The organism is Kosakonia beeri (genome assembly GCF_054165705.1).
This window is the reverse complement of sequence record NZ_CM135106.1, coordinates 3,338,189-3,355,350: the sequence shown is the minus strand read 5'-3', so window position 1 is coordinate 3,355,350 and position 17,162 is coordinate 3,338,189. Positions and strand designations below refer to the sequence as shown.

The window sequence follows — 17,162 nt, the reverse complement described above, 5'->3', positions numbered from 1 at the left end:
GCGGTAAACTCTGGTACTATCGTTATGTTTTTTTATATATAACGACACTCAGAGGAGTTAGCAATGGCACGTACATGGTTGCGCTTTTTTGCCGGAGCGACATTAACGCTTTCCGTTGCCGGGCATGCCCTGGCGGAAGAAAGCAAGATCACCGTTTTTGCAGCGGCATCGCTGACCAATGCGATGCAGGATATCGCGGCGGCCTATAAAAAAGAGAAAAACGTCGAGGTGGTTTCCTCGTTCGCATCCTCTTCTACGCTGGCGCGCCAGATTGAGGCGGGGGCACCGGCCGATCTGTTTATCTCTGCCGATCAGAAATGGATGGATTACGCCGTCGGGAAAAAAACGATCGACACCGCAACACGGGAAACGCTGCTTAGCAATAGCCTGGTGGTGGTCGCGCCGAAAAGCAGCAAACAGAGCGACATTACCGTGAATACAAAAACTGACTGGAACAGCTTGCTGAAAGGCGGCCGCCTGGCTGTTGGCGATCCGGATCATGTCCCGGCCGGTATTTATGCCAAAGAAGCACTGACCAGACTGGGCGCATGGGATACCCTGTCGCCGAAACTGGCGCCAGCAGAAGATGTGCGTGGCGCACTGGCGCTGGTGGAACGCAGCGAAGCGCCGCTCGGTATTGTCTATGGTTCCGATGCGGTTGCCAGTAAAGGGGTGAAAGTAGTTGGCACATTCCCTGAAGATTCACACCAGAAAGTGGAGTACCCGCTGGCGATAATTGAGGGGCATAAAAACGCGACAGTGACCGCGTTTTATGATTACCTGAAAGGCCCGCAGGCTGCTGAAATATTCAAACGTTACGGATTTACGACGCACTAATGATATTGACGGATCCCGAATGGCAGGCGGTACTGCTGAGCCTTAAAGTCTCTTCCCTTGCGGTTATCTTCAGTTTGCCTTTTGGGATCTTCTTCGCCTGGTTGCTGGTGCGCTGCTCGTTTCCGGGTAAAGCGCTGCTGGACAGTTTTCTCCATCTTCCTTTAGTGTTGCCGCCTGTCGTGGTCGGTTATTTATTGCTGATTGCCTTGGGGCGACACGGTTTTATCGGCCAGTGGCTCTACGACTGGCTGGGTATCACCTTTGCGTTTAGCTGGCGTGGCGCGGTTCTGGCGGCGGCGGTGATGTCGTTCCCACTGATGGTGCGGGCGATCCGTCTGGCGCTCGAAGGTGTTGATACCAAACTGGAGCAGGCGGCCCGCACGTTGGGTGCCGGACGCTGGCGCGTGTTTCTCACCATCACCTTACCGCTGACCCTTCCGGGTATCATTGTTGGTACGGTGCTGGCATTTGCCCGCTCGCTGGGCGAATTTGGCGCGACCATTACGTTTGTCTCCAACATTCCGGGCGAAACGCGCACTATCCCTTCAGCCATGTACACATTGATTCAGATGCCGGGAGGCGAAACGGCGGCGGCGCGGCTGTGCGTGATTTCGATTGTGCTGGCGCTGGTTTCGTTACTCATTTCGGAGTGGCTGGCGCGTATTAGCCGCGAACGGACAGGGAGATAAGCCATGCTGGAGCTCAATTTCACCCAAACGCTGGGTACCCATACTTTGCGCGTGGCCGAGACGTTGCCCGCCAGCGGTATTACCGCCATCTTCGGTGTCTCTGGTGCGGGCAAAACGTCGCTGATCAATGCGATTGGTGGCCTGACGCACCCCCAACAGGGACGCATTGCGCTAAATAACCGCGTGTTGTTCGACACCAATAGCAAAATTTGCCTCCCCCCGGAAAAACGCCGTGTGGGCTATGTTTTCCAGGACGCACGTCTCTTCCCGCACTACAAAGTGTTGGGGAATTTGCGTTACGGCATGGCGAAGTCAATGAGCGGGCAGTTTGATAAGCTGGTAGCGTTATTGGGCATTGAGTCACTGCTGGATCGTCTGCCCGGCGGCCTTTCCGGTGGTGAAAAGCAGCGAGTGGCGATAGGGCGTGCGTTGTTAACCGCACCGGAATTAATGCTGCTGGACGAACCGCTTGCGTCGCTTGATATTCCCCGCAAGCGCGAGTTATTGCCTTATTTGCAGCGCCTGGCACGGGAGATCAATATTCCGATGTTGTACGTCAGTCATTCACTGGAAGAGATCCTGCACCTTGCGGATAAGGTAATGGTGTTGGAAGCCGGTGAGGTGAAAGCGTTCGGTAACCTGGAGGATATCTGGGGCAGCAGTGTCATGAACCCGTGGTTGCCGCAGGAGCAGCAAAGCAGCATTTTGAAAGTCAGCGTGCTTGAGCATCATCCTCACTACGCAATGACGGCGCTGGCGTTAGGTGATCAACACCTTTGGGTGAGTAAAGTTGATCGTCCGCTGCAAACGCCACTGCGCATTCGCATTCATGCTACAGATGTGTCGCTGGTGCTGCAGCCGCCGGGGAGCACCAGTATTCGTAACCTACTGCGCGCGAAAGTGGCTGAATGTTTTGATATTGACGGGCAGGTCGAAGTGCAACTGGACGTTGCAGGGCGCACCTTGTGGGCGCGGATCAGCCCCTGGGCCAGAGACGAATTAAGCATCAAACCCGGCCAGTGGCTGTATGCACAGATCAAAAGTGTATCGATAACCGCCTGATTACAGTAATGCTTTATAAATAAACCCGGCGATGCTATCGACGGTATTGTCGCCAATAACCACATTTGCATGGGCTTTGACCTCATCGTCGGCATTGCCCATCGCGACACCGATGCCTGCGGCCTGCAGCATACTGATGTCATTATAATTATCGCCAAACGCCACCACATCCTGCATCGACAACCCCTGCGACGTCACCCATTCGGTCAGACGTTTGCCTTTGCTATTGCCGCTGCGGGCGATGTCGACCTGATCGTGCCATGACCACTCACACGCCAGCCCCAGCGTCTGTTCAACATGCCGGCCAAATTTTTTCAGTTTTTGCGTGTCTTCGTCGGTGAGAGCGAATTTCCAGATGGCGTCAACCTCTTGCGCCGTTGCCGCCAGTGAGTCCACCTGCTGGAATACCGGGCGTTGCTCCGGCGGCAATGCCTGCGCCCAGTTGGTAGTACGCAGTACATGCCCGGTCGGTTTCTCGTAGACCATTGCATTGTCGACATACATCAGGCCGTGAATGGCGTGCGCTTCAAGCAGGGAAATAAGCTGTTGTGCCTGCGAAACAGGCATCGGGTCGGCGGCGAGCACTTTTTTAGCATGATAATCATACAAATAGGTGCCATTACAGCAAATTGCAGGTGTATCGAGCGCCAGTGCCTGATAAAAAGGATGGATGGCAACATGATGCCGACCGGTGACGATAATGATCTTATGGCCAGCGGCCTTAGCGCGAGCCAGTGCTTCGAGGGATGAGGGCAGAAGCGTTTTTTTCGGGGTAAGTAATGTACCGTCTAAATCGAGTGCAATAACGCGCGAAGTCATATCGTATTCCGTGGTCGATGTTGAAATTTTCATGTCCGGGGATGGTACACCGGGCGGGCAGATGCGCAAAATTTGCCGCCGAATTTCCGCATTCACGTGCAAACGACTATCCTGGTTATATAACGCAGAAAAAGAGAGGAAAGGAGTATTCATGAAACAAACCGTTTATACCGCAAGTCCGGAAAGTCAGCAGATCCACGTCTGGCGTTTGGCTCCTGAAGGCACCCTGACGCTTGTCCAGGTGGTCGATGTTCCCGGCCAGGTTCAGCCGATGGTCGTCAGCCCGGACAAGCGTTACCTCTATGTGGGCGTACGCCCGGAATTCCGCGTTCTGGCTTACCGTATCGCCCCGGATGACGGCGCGCTGACCTTTACTGCCGAAGCGCCATTACCGGGCAGCCCGACGCATATCTCAACCGATCACAGCGGGCGTTTCCTGTTCAGCGGCTCTTATAATGCTGGCTGCGTCAGCGTAACCCGCCTCGACGATGGCATTCCGACCGACACCGTGCAGGTGGTCGAAGGGCTGGAAGGCTGCCATTCGGCCAATATCTCTCCGGATAATCGCACGTTGTGGGTGCCTGCTTTAAAACAGGATCGCATTTGCCTGTTCACGCTGGCCGATGATGGTCAACTGACCGCGCAGGAACCGGCAGAAGTGGCGACCGTGGAAGGCGCTGGCCCGCGTCATATGGCTTTCCATCCGAACAAACGTTTTGCTTATTGCGTTAATGAGCTGAACAGTTCCGTCGATGTCTGGCAACTGAATGATGCGCACGGCCAGATTGAGTGTGTGCAGACGCTGGATATGATGCCCGCCGATTTTTCCGATGTTCGCTGGGCGGCAGATATTCACATCACGCCGGATGGCCGCCATTTGTATGCCTGCGATCGTACCTCCAGCCTGCTGACCATTTTCAGCGTTTCTGAAGATGGTAGCGTGCTGGCGGTGGAAGGGTTCCAGCCAACGGAAACCCAGCCGCGCGGCTTTAATGTGGATCACAGTGGGAAGTTTGTTATCGCCGCCGGGCAGAAGTCGCACCATATTGCGCTGTATGAAATTACGGGCGCACAGGGACTGCTGACGGAAAAGGGTCGCTACGCGGTAGGACAGGGGCCGATGTGGGTGGTGGTAAACGCCCACTAAGTCGACTGACGGGCATTAGCCGCGTCGAAAAGGCCACCCGCAGGGCGGCAAAAAGCGTAAAAAAAAGCCGTAACGGATGTTACGGCTTTTTTAACAGCATCACGGGCTGGCGTTGTGCCCCCGTCGCGTGTTACTGCTTCGGTACCGCAACCACTTTGCTGCCCACGCCGCGGTTGTTAAACTCCCACATGCGGTTAAACTGCGGGTTGTTCAGCTCGCGCTGGACGTTACCTTTATCATCAACTGTGCCTGTGTTACCGGCATAGGCGCGACCAGAAACGCTGGCGTCCGCCCAGGGTTTCGCCACATTAAAGCCTTCGTTGATCACGCTATCGCGGATCACCACCTGACCATTGGTATTGCCATCGACATCCAGTGAACGGCCAAGCTGCGCTACGCCATTTCCGGCAGCGTTAAAGCGGCTGTTTACGGCGAGGAAACCATAATAAAGGTTAGACAGTGTGGCCGGTGCAAACACATAGCCTGCCTGCTGCGTACGGGAGTTAACCACGCGGAAGTCGGTATTATCAAAGACCACTGCACCGCGACCTGCCACAATGTCCACATCGCCTTCAAGGTAGCTGTTGGTCACCAGCGTGCGGGTCTGACGATCGGTACGCAGGGTGTTGTCCACATTGCTGTTGGTCACGAAGAAGGTGTTCTGACGGCCCAGAATATTGACATTGTTGATCTGCACTTTGTCGCCATCGCTGCGCAGTGCCACGGCCTGGTGGTTACCTGCATCAACGGTATCGCCCAACGTGTTCTGAATGGTCAGGTTCTGCAGCTGCAGACCATTGTTCTGCGACCAGAATACTGCAGAACACATCACGCCCACAGTGGCGCTGCGTTTGCTCTGGCAGTTATCGAACATATACCACGCCGGTTTACCCGGCATATATTTGCCTGATGGGTTAACCAGACGACGCCAGCTGTTCGGATCCATTTCGGAGTCGATCGCCTGGCCGATTTTCACATCCTGCGCCTTCTCACCCGTACCGTAGAGGGTCACGCTACCAGAGGCTGCCGGCACATACACCGTACCAGTATATTCGCCAGGCATCACGGCAATGTACTGACGTTCGCTGGAGTGCTTGTTGATCGCCGCATCGACCGCAGCCTGGATAGTGGTATGAGTCACACCGGCTGTTCCCGCCGGGCCAACCACAAAATCGGCTTTCTCCGGCAGGCGGATGGCGAACGGTTTCCATGCCGCGCTGTCTGGCGTCATGGCGGTAAAGTAACGCTCAGCCACGAAGTTTTTCGCTTCGCCCGCGCTAAGAATAGGACGCGCCGGGGTGCCAGGCGCAGTTTGTTCAGACGGGCGTTCAGCTGGCGGGGTTGAGCTACAGGCGGTCAGTGTCACGCCAAAAGCGAGCGCCAGCGCCAGACGGGAAACCGATGATGTGTTCAAGGGGTGCTCCAGACTATGCAAAGTTGAAAAGGTTACGTCAAAGCCTGCTTTTGTATACTAAGTTGAGCGAAACAGGAAGCCAAAACAGAAAAAAGTCGTCAGTAAAAGGGTGAAAATTGCCACGGTGTTCTTAACACGGATATTCCCGCCGCACAGTGCCGGCGGCGGGGGGGATTTTCAGGGGTGCAGGGTAAGGCCTTTGATGACCTTATCCACGGCTTTTTTCGGCCCGCGCAGGGCAATGCCGACCAGATTTAGCGCGTCTGCATCCTCTTGCAGGAAAACGGCCCGATTAGCATCATCATTGCCTGTGGCGAACATCGCTTCCACATACGGGACGAGGGTCACATCGCGCTCCAGCCCTTTGCGGTGGGTACGCTGTAGATCGTCGAGCGACCCGGCAAAAATCAGCATGGGCTGACCGGCAATGCGCGGGTAATGTCGCCCGGCGGCATCGACATAGGGTTCGCCCAGCACCTCGGGCGCGGCAGACACCACCCCGGTTGCAAGAAACGCCACCACATTTAACCGTTGCCAGCTCTCCAGATCGTCTCTCACCACAAGGGCAACTTTGGTATCAAACATGCGTTTTCTTCTCCATCTGTCATAAAAAAAACCATCATCGGAGAAGTGTGTTCAGCGCGATAGAACGTTTGTGCACTGCCGCTGGAAGGCGGCAGGGGAGAGGCGATAAGCGCGCTGAAACCAGCGGCCAAGGTGGCTTTGATCGGCAAAACCGACCTGTATCGCCACCTGGGCAGGCTCGATACCGTGGCTCAGCAGCGCACGGGCAGTGCGCAGACGCAGGCGCACCAGCCAGGCGTGCGGCGTTTGGCCAAAGGCTTTCTGAAATTGCCTGCTCAGGCGAAAACGGTCAATGCCGCACTGCGCAGAAATGTCGTCCAACCCGATATCGTCGGCCATGCGGTCGTGCAGCATCTCCCTGACCTTCTGCATACGCAGCGCCGTTTCATCCGCAGGCTGAACCGCTTTGCCATCAATATGCCGGGTTAATAGCTTCAACAGATGATCGAGGCTTTGATCGCGCGCGAGTCGACCTTCCTGTTGGTGGATAGCGAAAAAGGCCTGCTGAATAGCGTGGATCAGCAGATCATCGTCGGTGAGCGTATGGCGAAAGGCCGCTTCGATTTGCGACACATCGTGCTGCCCACGTTGCTGCAACATGGTGGTGACCCACTGTTGAGGCAGGTAAAGCATGGCGTAGGTGAAGCCGGATTTATCGGGCGCATGCCCGTCATGTACCGCGCCCGGCTCGATCAAAATAGCGCGGCCGGGGCGGCTGGTGTGCAACTCACGGTGGCAATTAAAACGCTGCACGCCTTGTTGGGTTACACCGACCAGCACCTCATCATGATCGTGCGGATCATAAGCATGGCCGGTAAAATGGGCGCTGACGCTTTCAATGCCGGTTTCCTGCTCGCGATGAAAGTCCACCCAATCACCGGAGTGCATGCGCTGAGCAGCCATTTAGCTAAAGAGCGCGGTCAGGCTGGCGCTGGCCAGTTTATGGAAATGGACATTAAACCCGACCATTGCACCGCTGGCGTCTTCATCCACGTCCAGCTTGTCCACATCGAGAGCATAGACAGTAAAGATGTAGCGGTGAGTTTCGCCTTTCGGTGGCGCGGCACCACCGTAGCCCGCCTTACCAAAATCGGTGCGGGTCTGTACCGCGCCGTCTGGCAGGGGGGAAATGCCCGATCTGGCCCCCTGCGGCAACACCCGTGTATCGGCTGGCAGGTTGGCGACGATCCAGTGCCACCAGCCCGAACCGGTGGGGGCATCCGGATCGTAACAGGTGACAACAAAGCTTTTGGTACCGGCGGGAACATCATCCCATGTTAAATGCGGCGAAAGGTTATCGCCGTCATAGCCCATGCCGTTAAACACATGGCGATGCGGGAGTTTTTCTCCGTCGCGTAAATCATGGCTGAGTAACTTCATTGGTGCTCCTTGATTAGCGATGCAGTCGTTTCAATAATTCTTGTGCCGTCGCAGCGGAAGAGGCCGGGTTCTGCCCGGTGATCAAATGACCATCGGTCACTACATGCACGCCCCAATCTTCAGTGCGCTCAAATTGGCCGCCCGCTTGTTTTAACGCATCTTCCACTAAAAAAGGAACCACTTGCGTTAACCCGACCGCCTCTTCTTCGCTGTTGGTAAATCCGGTGACCCGTTTACCTTCTACCAGCGGCGAGCCGTCTGGCTTATGGGTATGGCGCAATACGCCTGGTGCGTGGCACACCGCGGCCACAGGTTTGCCTTCAGCCCAATATTTCTCAATCAATGCGATAGAGAGCGGGTGCCCGGCCAGATCCCACAGGGGGCCATGTCCGCCAGGATAGAAGACGGCTTCATACTCTTCCGTTGAAATCGCGTCGAGCCGCAGGGTGTTAGCAAGTGCGTGTTGCGCTTTGCTATCGCGACGAAAGCGTTCTGTGTCCTGAGTTTGTGCATCAGGTTCGTCGCTTTTAGGATCGAGCGGTGGTTGCCCGCCAGCGGGTGAAGCCAGCGCGACTTCAATGCCCGCGTCCTGAAATATGTACCAGGGGGCGGCGAATTCTTCCAGCCAGAAGCCGGTTTTTTTACCGGTATCGCCAAGGGTGTCGTGTGAGGTCAGTACCATTAAGATTGCCATCTTTTCCTCCGGATGCATCGCTAAAGTCACCCCGGAAGTGTAGTGCATCCGGGGTATCTGTGAGTGCGATCAGGCAGAGAACAGGTCGTGACGCTGCACGGCAGCATTGACCGCGCGGGTCAGGCATGAGAGTTGTTCGGCGGTAATAACGTAGGGTGGCATGAGGTAGATCAGGCGCCCAAACGGACGGATCCATACGCCTTGTTCGACAAAGAAGCGCTGGAGCGCGGCCATATTTACCGGCGAATGCGTTTCTACCACACCGATGGCGCCCAGCACACGCACATCCGCCACCGTGGCAGCCTCGCGCGCGGGGGCCAGTTCTGCTTTTAACTGTGCTTCAATCGCGGCGACCTGTGCCTGCCATGCACCGCTCTCCAGCAGCGCCAGGCTGGCGGATGCCGCCGCGCAGGCCAGTGGGTTGCCCATAAATGTTGGGCCATGCATAAAGCAGCCCGCCTCGCCATTGCTGATGGTTTCTGCCACCTTGCGGGTGGTCAGTGTTGCCGAAAGCGTCATCGCCCCGCCGGTCAGCGCTTTGCCAAGGCAGAGGATATCCGGCGTGATATCCGCATGCTCGCAGGCAAACAGTTTACCCGTGCGGCCAAAGCCGGTGGCGATTTCATCGGCAATCAACAAAATGCCTTCCCTGTCGCACATCGCCCGGATGCGTTTTAGCCACTGCGGGTGATACATGCGCATGCCGCCAGCCCCCTGAACCACCGGTTCGAGGATCACAGCTGCAATCTCATGGCGATGTGCGGCCATCAGGCGGGCGAATGCCACCATATCGTGCTCGTCCCAGTGGCCGTCAAAGCGGCTTTGTGGTGCGGGGGCAAACAGGTTTTCCGGCAGGTAGCCTTTCCACAGGCTGTGCATGGAGTTGTCCGGATCGCAGACCGACATCGCCCCGAAGGTGTCGCCGTGATAGCCGTTGCGGAAGGTCAGGAAACGTTGCCGTGCTTCGCCTTTCGCCTGCCAGTATTGCAGCGCCATTTTCATTGCCACTTCCACCGCGACGGAGCCGGAGTCCGCCAGAAAGACGCACTCCAGCGCCGCCGGGGTCATGGCTACCAGTTTGCGGCACAACGCGACCGCAGGCTCGTGGGTAATTCCCCCGAACATCACATGGGACATGGCATCAATTTGCGTTTTCATTGCGGCATTAATGGCAGGGTGCCCGTAGCCGTGGATCGCTGCCCACCAGGAGGACATGCCATCCACCAGTCGCTCGCCGCCCGCCAGTTGCAGTTCGCATCCCTGTGCCGATTGCACCGGGTAAACGGGCAGGGGCGCGGTCATGGAAGTGTAAGGGTGCCAGATATGGCGCTGGTCAAAGGCTAAATCGTCCGGGGTCATAATCGACTTGTAAACCAAATTAAAAAGTTTTAGGTTTACAAGTCTACACCGAATAATGAATTAACAACACCTTTTGGAGACGCCCGATGGCTCACCACGCACGCTGGACAATGTCGCAGGTTACCGCTTTGTTCGAAAAACCGTTACTGGAACTGCTGTTTGAAGCGCAGCAGATCCACCGCCAACATTTCGATCCACGCCAGGTCCAGGTCAGCACACTGCTGTCGATTAAAACCGGTGCCTGCCCGGAAGATTGCAAATACTGCCCGCAGAGCGCGCGCTACAAAACCGGTCTGGAAACGGAACGGCTAATGGAAGTGGAACAGGTGCTGGAATCGGCCCGCCAGGCAAAACAAGCCGGCTCCACCCGTTTCTGCATGGGCGCGGCCTGGAAAAACCCGCAGGACAGGGATATGCCCTACCTCGAAAAGATGGTCGAAGGGGTCAAAGCCATGGGGCTGGAAGCCTGCATGACTCTCGGTACGCTGAATGAAAGTCAGGCGCAGCGTCTGGCGCACGCCGGGCTGGATTATTACAACCATAATCTCGACACCTCCCCGGAATTTTACGGCAACATCATTACCACCCGCACTTACCAGGAACGTCTCGATACGCTGGAGAAAGTGCGTGGCGCCGGGATCAAAGTCTGCTCGGGTGGCATTGTCGGACTGGGCGAAACGGTCACCGATCGTGCGGGCCTGTTGCTGCAATTGGCTAATCTGCCGACGCCGCCGGAAAGTGTGCCGATCAATATGTTGGTGAAGGTGAAGGGCACGCCACTGGCGGAGAATGAGGATGTCGATGCATTCGACTTTATTCGCACTATTGCTGTGGCCCGTATCATGATGCCTTCCTCTTACGTTCGTCTCTCTGCTGGTCGCGAGCAGATGAACGAACAAACCCAGGCGATGTGCTTTATGGCCGGGGCCAACTCGATTTTTTACGGCTGCAAACTGCTCACCACCCCCAACCCGGAAGAAGATAACGATCTGCAGTTGTTCCGCAAGCTGGGGCTGAATCCACAACAGACTGCGGTTCTCAGCGGCGATAATGAGCAACAACAGCAGATAGAAGCCCAACTGTTGCATGCCGATACTGACCAGTATTACAACGCGGCTGCCCTGTGAACTGGCAGCAACGCATCGACAACGCGCTGAGCGAACGCCGCGCGGCAGAGGCTCTGCGCACCCGGCATGTCGTGTGCCAGGGGGCCGGCCGCTGGCTGACGATAGGCGATCGCCGCTATTGCAACTTTTCCAGTAATGATTACCTGGGGTTAAGCCAGCACCCGTTCGTTGTCCGCGCCTGGCAACAAGGTGCCGAACAGTTCGGTGTCGGCAGTGGCGGTTCTGGCCATGTCTCCGGCCACACGGTGGCGCATCAGGCATTAGAAAATGAACTGGCGGACTGGCTGGGGTACCCGCGTGCGCTGCTTTTTATCTCGGGGTTTTCGGCTAACCAGGCGGTGATTGCGGCGTTAACGGCGAAAGAGGATCGCATTGTGGCCGACAAGCTCAGTCACGCCTCGCTGCTGGAAGCGGCCAGCCACAGCCCGGCGCAGCTGCGGCGTTTTGCCCATAACGACGTCCGGCAACTGGCCTCGTTGCTGGCAAAACCGCTCTCTGGTCAGCAACTGGTGGTCACTGAAGGCATTTTCAGTATGGATGGCGATAGCGCCCCCCTGTGTGCAATCAGTGAGACTGTGCAGCAAACGCAGGCGTGGTTGATGGTGGATGATGCGCATGGCATTGGTGTGGTGGGAGAGCAGGGACGCGGAAGTTGCCATCAACAGGGCATCAAGCCCGATGTGCTGATTGTTACCTTTGGCAAAGGCGTTGGTGTGAGTGGCGCGGCGGTACTGTGCAGCGACACGGTAGCCAACTATTTGCTGCAATTCGCCCGCCATCTGATTTACAGCACTTCAATGCCGCCTGCACAGGCGCTGGCGTTGCGCGCTGCCTTGCAGGTGATCCAAAGCCCGGAAGGTGACGACCGGCGTCAACGTCTGGCGGCGCGAATCGCGCAATTCCGCCAGGGCGCTGCGCAGTTACCGTTGGCGGTAACGGGTTCACAGAGTGCCATTCAACCGTTGATCGTCGGTGAGAATGCGCGTGCGTTGCGCCTTGCCGAACGCCTGCGGCAGCAGAACTGTTGGGTGACGGCGATCCGCCCGCCTACCGTACCGCCCGGCACAGCGCGCCTGCGTTTAACCTTGACGGCGGAACATCAGGCTCAGGATATCGATCGTTTACTGGAGGTGCTGCATGGCGGTGAATAAACAGGCCGTGGCCGCCGCCTTCGGCCGGGCTGCACAGAGTTATGCCCGCCACGATGCGTTACAACGCCTGAGCGCCGATCTTCTGCTGTCGAAACTTGGCGACTACACAGCAGATAACGTGCTGGATGCCGGTTGTGGACCGGGGACAATGAGCCGTTACTGGCGCGGGCAGGGCAGTGATGTCACGGCCCTGGATCTCTCTGCCAGCATGCTGGATGAGGCGCGTCGCCAGTACAGCGCGCAGCAGTATGTGACGGGCGATATCGAAGCACTGCCCTTTGGCGATACCGCGTTTTCACTGGTATGGAGCAATCTTGCGGTGCAGTGGTGTAACGATTTGCATCAGGCGATCGCTGAATTATACCGCGTGACGCGCCCCGGCGGTCGGGTGGCGTTTACCACACTGGTGGACGATTCTCTGCCGGAGCTGAATCAGGCATGGCAGGCTATCGACAGTGCTCCGCACGCGAACCGCTTTTTAAGTCTTGCTGCGATCCAACAGGCGTTACAGGGCTGGCGTTTCGATGCCGGGACGGAGCGAATCACACTCTGGTTTGACGATGCCGCCAGCGCGCTGCGTTCGCTAAAAGGTATTGGCGCAACACATTTACATGCGGGCAGGCAACAGGGACTGACGCGCGGCAAATTGCAGCGTTTACATCTTGCCTGGCCGCAACAGCAGGGTAAATGCCCGCTGAGTTACCATCTTTTTTGGGGAGTATTAACACGTGACTGAGCGTTATTTTGTCACCGGGACGGACACTGAAGTCGGTAAAACCGTGGCAAGTTGTGCCTTGCTACAAGCGGCGAATTTACGTGGATTACGCAGCGTCGGTTATAAACCGGTAGCCTCCGGCAGCGAGATGACGGCGCAAGGGCTGCGCAATAGCGATGCGCTGGCGCTGCAGTACTACAGCAGCCTGTCACTGGCCTATGATGCCATTAACCCGTACACCTTTGCGGAGCCGACCTCACCGCATATTGTCAGTGCGGATCTCGGGCAACCCATTGAGGCATCGGTGATGTCTGCCGGGCTGCGGCGGCTGGAAATAGACGCCGAATGGCTACTGGTGGAAGGTGCCGGGGGATGGTTCACGCCGTTGTCTGAAACCCTGACCTTTGCCGACTGGGTCGCGGCGGAACAGTTGCCCGTGATCCTCGTGGTAGGGGTCAAGCTGGGCTGTATCAATCACGCCTTGCTGACGGCGCAGGCGGTGCAGCAGGCGGGATTAACGCTGGCCGGCTGGATAGCCAACGATGTGGTCGAGCCGGGCAGGCGCCATGCGGAGTATATGGCAACGCTTCGGCGGATGATCCCGGCACCGTTGATTGGCGAAATCCCGTGGTTTGCCCATGCAGCGGAAAGGGAAAACACAGGCCACTTTCTTGATCTCAGTGTCCTGCGCCCGGCGTCATCCAGTGCGAAAGCATCTGGTCATCCAACTGTTTGATATCCCCCCCGGCGACACTGCGCCCGCGGTGCAGCAGGCAGAAGCGATCGGCGACACGGCGAATAAACGAAAGCTGCTGCTCCGCCAGTAAGACGGTCATGCCGAAGTCCTGGTTGAGGCGCACAATCAGGTTGCCCAGTTTATGCACAAATGCCTGGCCGAGCCCACGCGTCGGTTCGTCCAGGATCAGCAGGCGCGGGTGGGTCACCAGCGCCCGCGCCAGTGCCAGTTGATGCTGGTTATCTTCTGATAATGCCGCGCCGCGCTCTTTTCGTAGCGCATAGAGCTCCGGGAACAGATCGTAAATATCCTGGCTTACGGCGCTGCGTGGCTCACCGCCCGCCAGCATCGCAATGTGCAGATTCTCTTCGATGGTCAACTGTGAAAATATCCGTTTGTCTTGCGGCACATACCCCATGCCGATGGCGCACCGGTGTTCCGCCTGCAGGCTAAGCAGATTACAGGGCGGCGCGCCAGCTTCCTGCCAGATCATGCTGCCACTCTCCACGGGGAGATAACCGGTGATGCAGTTGATGAGGGTGGTTTTGCCCATACCTGGCAACCCAATCACCGAGGTGCAGACGCCTGGGGTTAAATCGAGGTCGATGTTCCACAATGTATGCTGGTTACCGTAATACTGGTTAATTGCACGTAAGCTCAACATGGCCTGTTCCTTATCTCGGTCGGGTGACACTCAAACTCTGCAAAAGGCTTGCCAGAACGGTATAAAGACTTTTTTTTCGGATATGGCCGATCTCGCTGGCATTTAAAACGTGATGAGGAACAATCCCAGCAAAAAATGCTGCACTTTACCGGTGCTTGTAGTGATGAGTTGTGGTGCAGAAAAACCGCAAATTGTGAGGAGGATCGTCCGGGGATCTGGCGCTTCGTTAGCTGAAAATCAGCAAAAAGAAGTGATAAAAATTTTTTAGCGACCCTGATTTGGGACGACATGGGAATTTGGCGGAAGGCGGGGTATACGGCCTGGCGGCAGTTATCCACTATTCCTGTGGATAACCTTGTGTATTAGAGTTAGAAAACGCGTGGCAAGCGAGAAGGGACGCGGCTTGCGCCTGAATTGGTGCGAAACGCGGCTTTTTGTAATTATACTTATATTTCAATGCGTTAAATAAAATCAATGCCTGTAAGAAAAGTGTCATTGGCTGCCACAAAACTTTCACTGGCTGGCTTGACAATTGTTAAAAGAGAAAATCTTCTGGGGATAACCTGCAAGACCTGGTGTTTTATCTTATCCGCGTTGAAATTTTAGCGAGGAACATACCCCAGGCGCATGCGTAGAGCACATAAAGGATTTTGCTACTGTTTTTACATACAGTATTATTTATTGGCAAATCTGCGGAGGGTGAGTAAAATGTGTTACCTGCCCGCTCATTCCTTCATCAGGTAGCCGTTCATGAGTAAACCGTTCAAACTGAATTCCGCTTTTCGCCCGTCCGGCGATCAGCCAGAAGCTATCCGTCGTCTCAAGGAAGGTCTGGAAGACGGTCTCGCCCACCAGACGCTACTTGGCGTAACCGGTTCAGGGAAGACGTTCACCATTGCGAACGTGATTGCCGATCTGCAGCGTCCCACGATGGTGCTGGCACCGAATAAAACGCTGGCCGCCCAGCTGTACGGCGAAATGAAGGAGTTTTTCCCGGATAACGCCGTCGAGTATTTTGTCTCCTACTACGACTACTATCAGCCAGAAGCCTATGTGCCCAGCTCCGACACGTTTATCGAAAAAGACGCCTCGGTAAATGAACATATCGAGCAGATGCGTCTGTCGGCAACCAAAGCCTTGCTGGAGCGGCGCGATGTAGTGGTGGTGGCATCCGTTTCTGCCATTTACGGCCTTGGCGATCCGGATCTGTACCTGAAGATGATGTTGCATTTAACCATCGGCATGATCATCGACCAGCGTTCGATTCTGCGCCGGCTGGCTGAGCTGCAATATACCCGTAACGACCAGGCTTTTCAGCGCGGCACTTTCCGCGTACGTGGCGAAGTAATCGATATTTTCCCGGCAGAATCGGACGATCTGGCGCTGCGTGTGGAGCTGTTCGACGAAGAGGTGGAACGCCTGTCGCTGTTTGATCCGCTGACCGGCCATGTGGAAGCTACCGTACAGCGTTTCACGGTCTACCCCAAAACACACTATGTGACGCCGCGTGAGCGGATAGTACAGGCGATGGAGGAGATCAAAGACGAGCTTGCCGATCGCCGTAAATCGCTGCTGGCGAATAATAAACTGCTTGAAGAACAGCGCCTTAGCCAGCGTACTCAGTTTGACCTGGAAATGATGAACGAGCTGGGTTACTGCTCCGGTATTGAAAACTACTCCCGTTATCTCTCCGGGCGTGGGCCGGGCGAACCGCCGCCGACGCTGTTTGATTATCTGCCTGCGGATGGTTTGCTGGTAATCGATGAATCGCACGTGACCATCCCGCAAATTGGCGGCATGTACCGTGGCGACCGGGCGCGCAAAGAAACGCTGGTGGAGTATGGCTTCCGTCTGCCCTCCGCGCTGGACAACCGCCCGTTGAAATTTGAGGAGTTTGAAGCGCTGGCGCCGCAATCCATCTACGTCTCGGCGACGCCGGGGAATTACGAATTGGAAAAATCTGGCGATGATGTTGTTGATCAGGTGGTGCGTCCGACCGGACTGCTCGATCCGGTGATTGAAGTGCGCCCGGTGGCAACACAGGTCGATGATCTGCTGTCGGAAATCCGTAAGCGTGTGCAAATTAACGAACGCGTACTGGTCACCACGCTGACCAAGCGTATGGCAGAAGATTTAACCGAATACCTTGAAGAGCACGGCGAGCGCGTTCGCTACCTGCACTCCGATATCGACACTGTCGAACGTATGGAAATTATCCGCGATCTGCGTCTGGGCGAGTTTGATGTGCTGGTGGGCATCAACTTACTGCGCGAAGGGCTGGATATGCCGGAAGTTTCGCTGGTGGCGATTCTGGATGCCGACAAAGAAGGGTTCCTGCGTTCTGAACGCTCGCTTATTCAGACCATTGGCCGCGCGGCGCGTAATATCAACGGTAAGGCGATCCTCTACGGCGATAAAATCACGCCATCAATGGCGAAAGCGATAGGTGAAACTGAACGTCGTCGCGAGAAACAACAGCGCTATAACGAAGAGCACGGCATTACACCGCAAGGCCTGAATAAAAAAGTAGTGGATATTCTGGCACTGGGCGAAGGGCTGGCGAAAACGCGTGCGAAAGGGCGTGGTAAATCGCGCACGCCGGCTCAGGTAGAAGCGGCTGAACTGGCGCTGACGCCGAAAGCGCTACAACAGAAAATCCACGAGCTGGAAGGGCAAATGATGCAGCATGCGCAGAATCTTGAGTTCGAAGAGGCCGCAAAAGTTCGCGATCAGTTGCATCAACTGCGCGATCTGTTCATTGCCGCTTCATAACTTGCTCTCTG

The 17,162-nt window shown here is 56.2% G+C and carries 17 protein-coding genes; 9 read left to right on the top strand and 8 right to left on the bottom strand.

Going from position 1 to position 17,162, the window contains the following annotated elements:
- Positions 1-63 precede the first annotated feature (63 nt).
- From modA to modC, 3 genes are read left to right on the top strand one after another with little or no spacing between them, the layout of a single operon-like run.
- Positions 64-837, top strand: a complete 774-nt coding sequence (gene modA / locus ACUY4S_RS15910) for a molybdate ABC transporter substrate-binding protein (RefSeq protein WP_458021662.1) — start codon at positions 64-66, stop codon at positions 835-837.
- Positions 837-1,526: a molybdate ABC transporter permease subunit gene (modB, locus tag ACUY4S_RS15905; RefSeq protein ID WP_312688275.1), complete on the top strand. Its 690-nt coding sequence runs from the start codon at positions 837-839 to the stop codon at positions 1,524-1,526. Before modA ends, modB begins: the two co-directional genes overlap by 1 nt.
- Before the next feature lie 3 nt (positions 1,527-1,529).
- Positions 1,530-2,588 (top strand): molybdenum ABC transporter ATP-binding protein ModC, encoded by a 1,059-nt coding sequence (gene modC / locus ACUY4S_RS15900; protein WP_312688277.1) that lies wholly within the window; start codon positions 1,530-1,532, stop codon positions 2,586-2,588.
- Here the strand turns inward: modC and ACUY4S_RS15895 are convergent, their stop codons facing one another.
- Positions 2,589-3,407 (bottom strand): pyridoxal phosphatase, encoded by an 819-nt coding sequence (locus tag ACUY4S_RS15895; RefSeq protein WP_312688280.1) that lies wholly within the window; start codon positions 3,405-3,407, stop codon positions 2,589-2,591. It lies immediately after the preceding gene.
- Positions 3,408-3,558: 151 nt separating this feature from the next.
- On the opposite strand from ACUY4S_RS15895, the gene pgl reads away from it, so the two are divergent.
- Positions 3,559-4,554 carry a 6-phosphogluconolactonase gene (gene pgl / locus ACUY4S_RS15890; RefSeq protein ID WP_458021661.1) on the top strand — a complete coding sequence of 332 codons (996 nt, stop codon included), beginning with the start codon at positions 3,559-3,561 and terminating at the stop codon, positions 4,552-4,554.
- Positions 4,555-4,684: 130 nt separating this feature from the next.
- Here pgl and ACUY4S_RS15885 read toward each other — a convergent pair whose 3' ends face one another.
- From ACUY4S_RS15885 to bioA, 6 genes are all read right to left on the bottom strand, one after another.
- Positions 4,685-5,968 (bottom strand): putative acyl-CoA thioester hydrolase, encoded by a 1,284-nt coding sequence (locus tag ACUY4S_RS15885; RefSeq protein WP_458021660.1) that lies wholly within the window; start codon positions 5,966-5,968, stop codon positions 4,685-4,687.
- A 177-nt stretch (positions 5,969-6,145) separates the two neighbouring features.
- Complete coding sequence (locus tag ACUY4S_RS15880) at positions 6,146-6,553, bottom strand: DUF2000 family protein (RefSeq protein ID WP_312688285.1); 408 nt, start codon at positions 6,551-6,553, stop codon at positions 6,146-6,148.
- Positions 6,554-6,604: 51 nt separating this feature from the next.
- A complete protein-coding gene (locus ACUY4S_RS15875; RefSeq protein WP_458021659.1) occupies positions 6,605-7,456 on the bottom strand; it encodes a helix-turn-helix domain-containing protein in 852 nt (283 codons plus the stop codon).
- Positions 7,457-7,933, bottom strand: coding sequence for a kinase inhibitor (locus ACUY4S_RS15870; protein WP_458021658.1), 477 nt, complete (start codon positions 7,931-7,933; stop codon positions 7,457-7,459).
- Between the two features lie 13 nt (positions 7,934-7,946).
- Positions 7,947-8,627: a type 1 glutamine amidotransferase domain-containing protein gene (locus ACUY4S_RS15865; protein WP_312688291.1), complete on the bottom strand. Its 681-nt coding sequence runs from the start codon at positions 8,625-8,627 to the stop codon at positions 7,947-7,949.
- A gap of 69 nt (positions 8,628-8,696) precedes the next feature.
- Positions 8,697-9,986 (bottom strand): adenosylmethionine--8-amino-7-oxononanoate transaminase, encoded by a 1,290-nt coding sequence (gene bioA / locus ACUY4S_RS15860; protein ID WP_458021657.1) that lies wholly within the window; start codon positions 9,984-9,986, stop codon positions 8,697-8,699.
- An 86-nt stretch (positions 9,987-10,072) separates the two neighbouring features.
- Between bioA and bioB the strand changes: the two genes are divergently transcribed.
- Genes bioB through bioD form a run of 4 tightly spaced genes read left to right on the top strand, consistent with a single transcriptional unit; the run spans position 10,073 to position 13,715 of the window.
- Entirely contained in the window at positions 10,073-11,113 is a 1,041-nt protein-coding gene (gene bioB, locus ACUY4S_RS15855; protein ID WP_312688297.1) for a biotin synthase BioB, read from the top strand.
- Positions 11,110-12,264, top strand: coding sequence for an 8-amino-7-oxononanoate synthase (bioF, locus tag ACUY4S_RS15850; protein WP_458021656.1), 1,155 nt, complete (start codon positions 11,110-11,112; stop codon positions 12,262-12,264). Before bioB ends, bioF begins: the two co-directional genes overlap by 4 nt.
- Positions 12,251-13,000 (top strand): malonyl-ACP O-methyltransferase BioC, encoded by a 750-nt coding sequence (gene bioC, locus ACUY4S_RS15845; protein ID WP_458021655.1) that lies wholly within the window; start codon positions 12,251-12,253, stop codon positions 12,998-13,000. The genes bioF and bioC overlap by 14 nt, the downstream gene beginning before the upstream one ends.
- Complete coding sequence (bioD, locus tag ACUY4S_RS15840) at positions 12,993-13,715, top strand: dethiobiotin synthase (RefSeq protein ID WP_458021654.1); 723 nt, start codon at positions 12,993-12,995, stop codon at positions 13,713-13,715. Before bioC ends, bioD begins: the two co-directional genes overlap by 8 nt.
- Here the strand turns inward: bioD and ACUY4S_RS15835 are convergent.
- On the bottom strand, positions 13,657-14,379 hold the full coding sequence (locus ACUY4S_RS15835; protein ID WP_312688307.1) for an ABC transporter ATP-binding protein: 723 nt from the start codon (positions 14,377-14,379) through the stop codon (positions 13,657-13,659). The two genes, bioD and ACUY4S_RS15835, sit on opposite strands and share 59 nt — an antisense overlap.
- A 750-nt stretch (positions 14,380-15,129) precedes the next feature.
- Between ACUY4S_RS15835 and uvrB the strand changes: the two genes are divergently transcribed.
- Positions 15,130-17,151 carry an excinuclease ABC subunit UvrB gene (gene uvrB, locus ACUY4S_RS15830; protein ID WP_458021653.1) on the top strand — a complete coding sequence of 674 codons (2,022 nt, stop codon included), beginning with the start codon at positions 15,130-15,132 and terminating at the stop codon, positions 17,149-17,151.
- Positions 17,152-17,162: the final 11 nt, after the last annotated feature.

Coding starts and splice junctions, on each gene's coding strand:
- modA (WP_458021662.1), top strand. CDS start 64: ATGGCACGTACATGGTTGCGCTTTTTTGCCGGAGCGACATTAACGCTT.
- modB (WP_312688275.1), top strand. CDS start 837: ATGATATTGACGGATCCCGAATGGCAGGCGGTACTGCTGAGCCTTAAA.
- modC (WP_312688277.1), top strand. CDS start 1,530: ATGCTGGAGCTCAATTTCACCCAAACGCTGGGTACCCATACTTTGCGC.
- ACUY4S_RS15895 (WP_312688280.1), bottom strand. CDS start 3,407: ATGACTTCGCGCGTTATTGCACTCGATTTAGACGGTACATTACTTACC.
- pgl (WP_458021661.1), top strand. CDS start 3,559: ATGAAACAAACCGTTTATACCGCAAGTCCGGAAAGTCAGCAGATCCAC.
- ACUY4S_RS15880 (WP_312688285.1), bottom strand. CDS start 6,553: ATGTTTGATACCAAAGTTGCCCTTGTGGTGAGAGACGATCTGGAGAGC.
- ACUY4S_RS15875 (WP_458021659.1), bottom strand. CDS start 7,456: ATGGCTGCTCAGCGCATGCACTCCGGTGATTGGGTGGACTTTCATCGC.
- ACUY4S_RS15870 (WP_458021658.1), bottom strand. CDS start 7,933: ATGAAGTTACTCAGCCATGATTTACGCGACGGAGAAAAACTCCCGCAT.
- ACUY4S_RS15865 (WP_312688291.1), bottom strand. CDS start 8,627: ATGGCAATCTTAATGGTACTGACCTCACACGACACCCTTGGCGATACC.
- bioA (WP_458021657.1), bottom strand. CDS start 9,986: ATGACCCCGGACGATTTAGCCTTTGACCAGCGCCATATCTGGCACCCT.
- bioB (WP_312688297.1), top strand. CDS start 10,073: ATGGCTCACCACGCACGCTGGACAATGTCGCAGGTTACCGCTTTGTTC.
- bioC (WP_458021655.1), top strand. CDS start 12,251: ATGGCGGTGAATAAACAGGCCGTGGCCGCCGCCTTCGGCCGGGCTGCA.
- ACUY4S_RS15835 (WP_312688307.1), bottom strand. CDS start 14,379: ATGTTGAGCTTACGTGCAATTAACCAGTATTACGGTAACCAGCATACA.
- uvrB (WP_458021653.1), top strand. CDS start 15,130: ATGAGTAAACCGTTCAAACTGAATTCCGCTTTTCGCCCGTCCGGCGAT.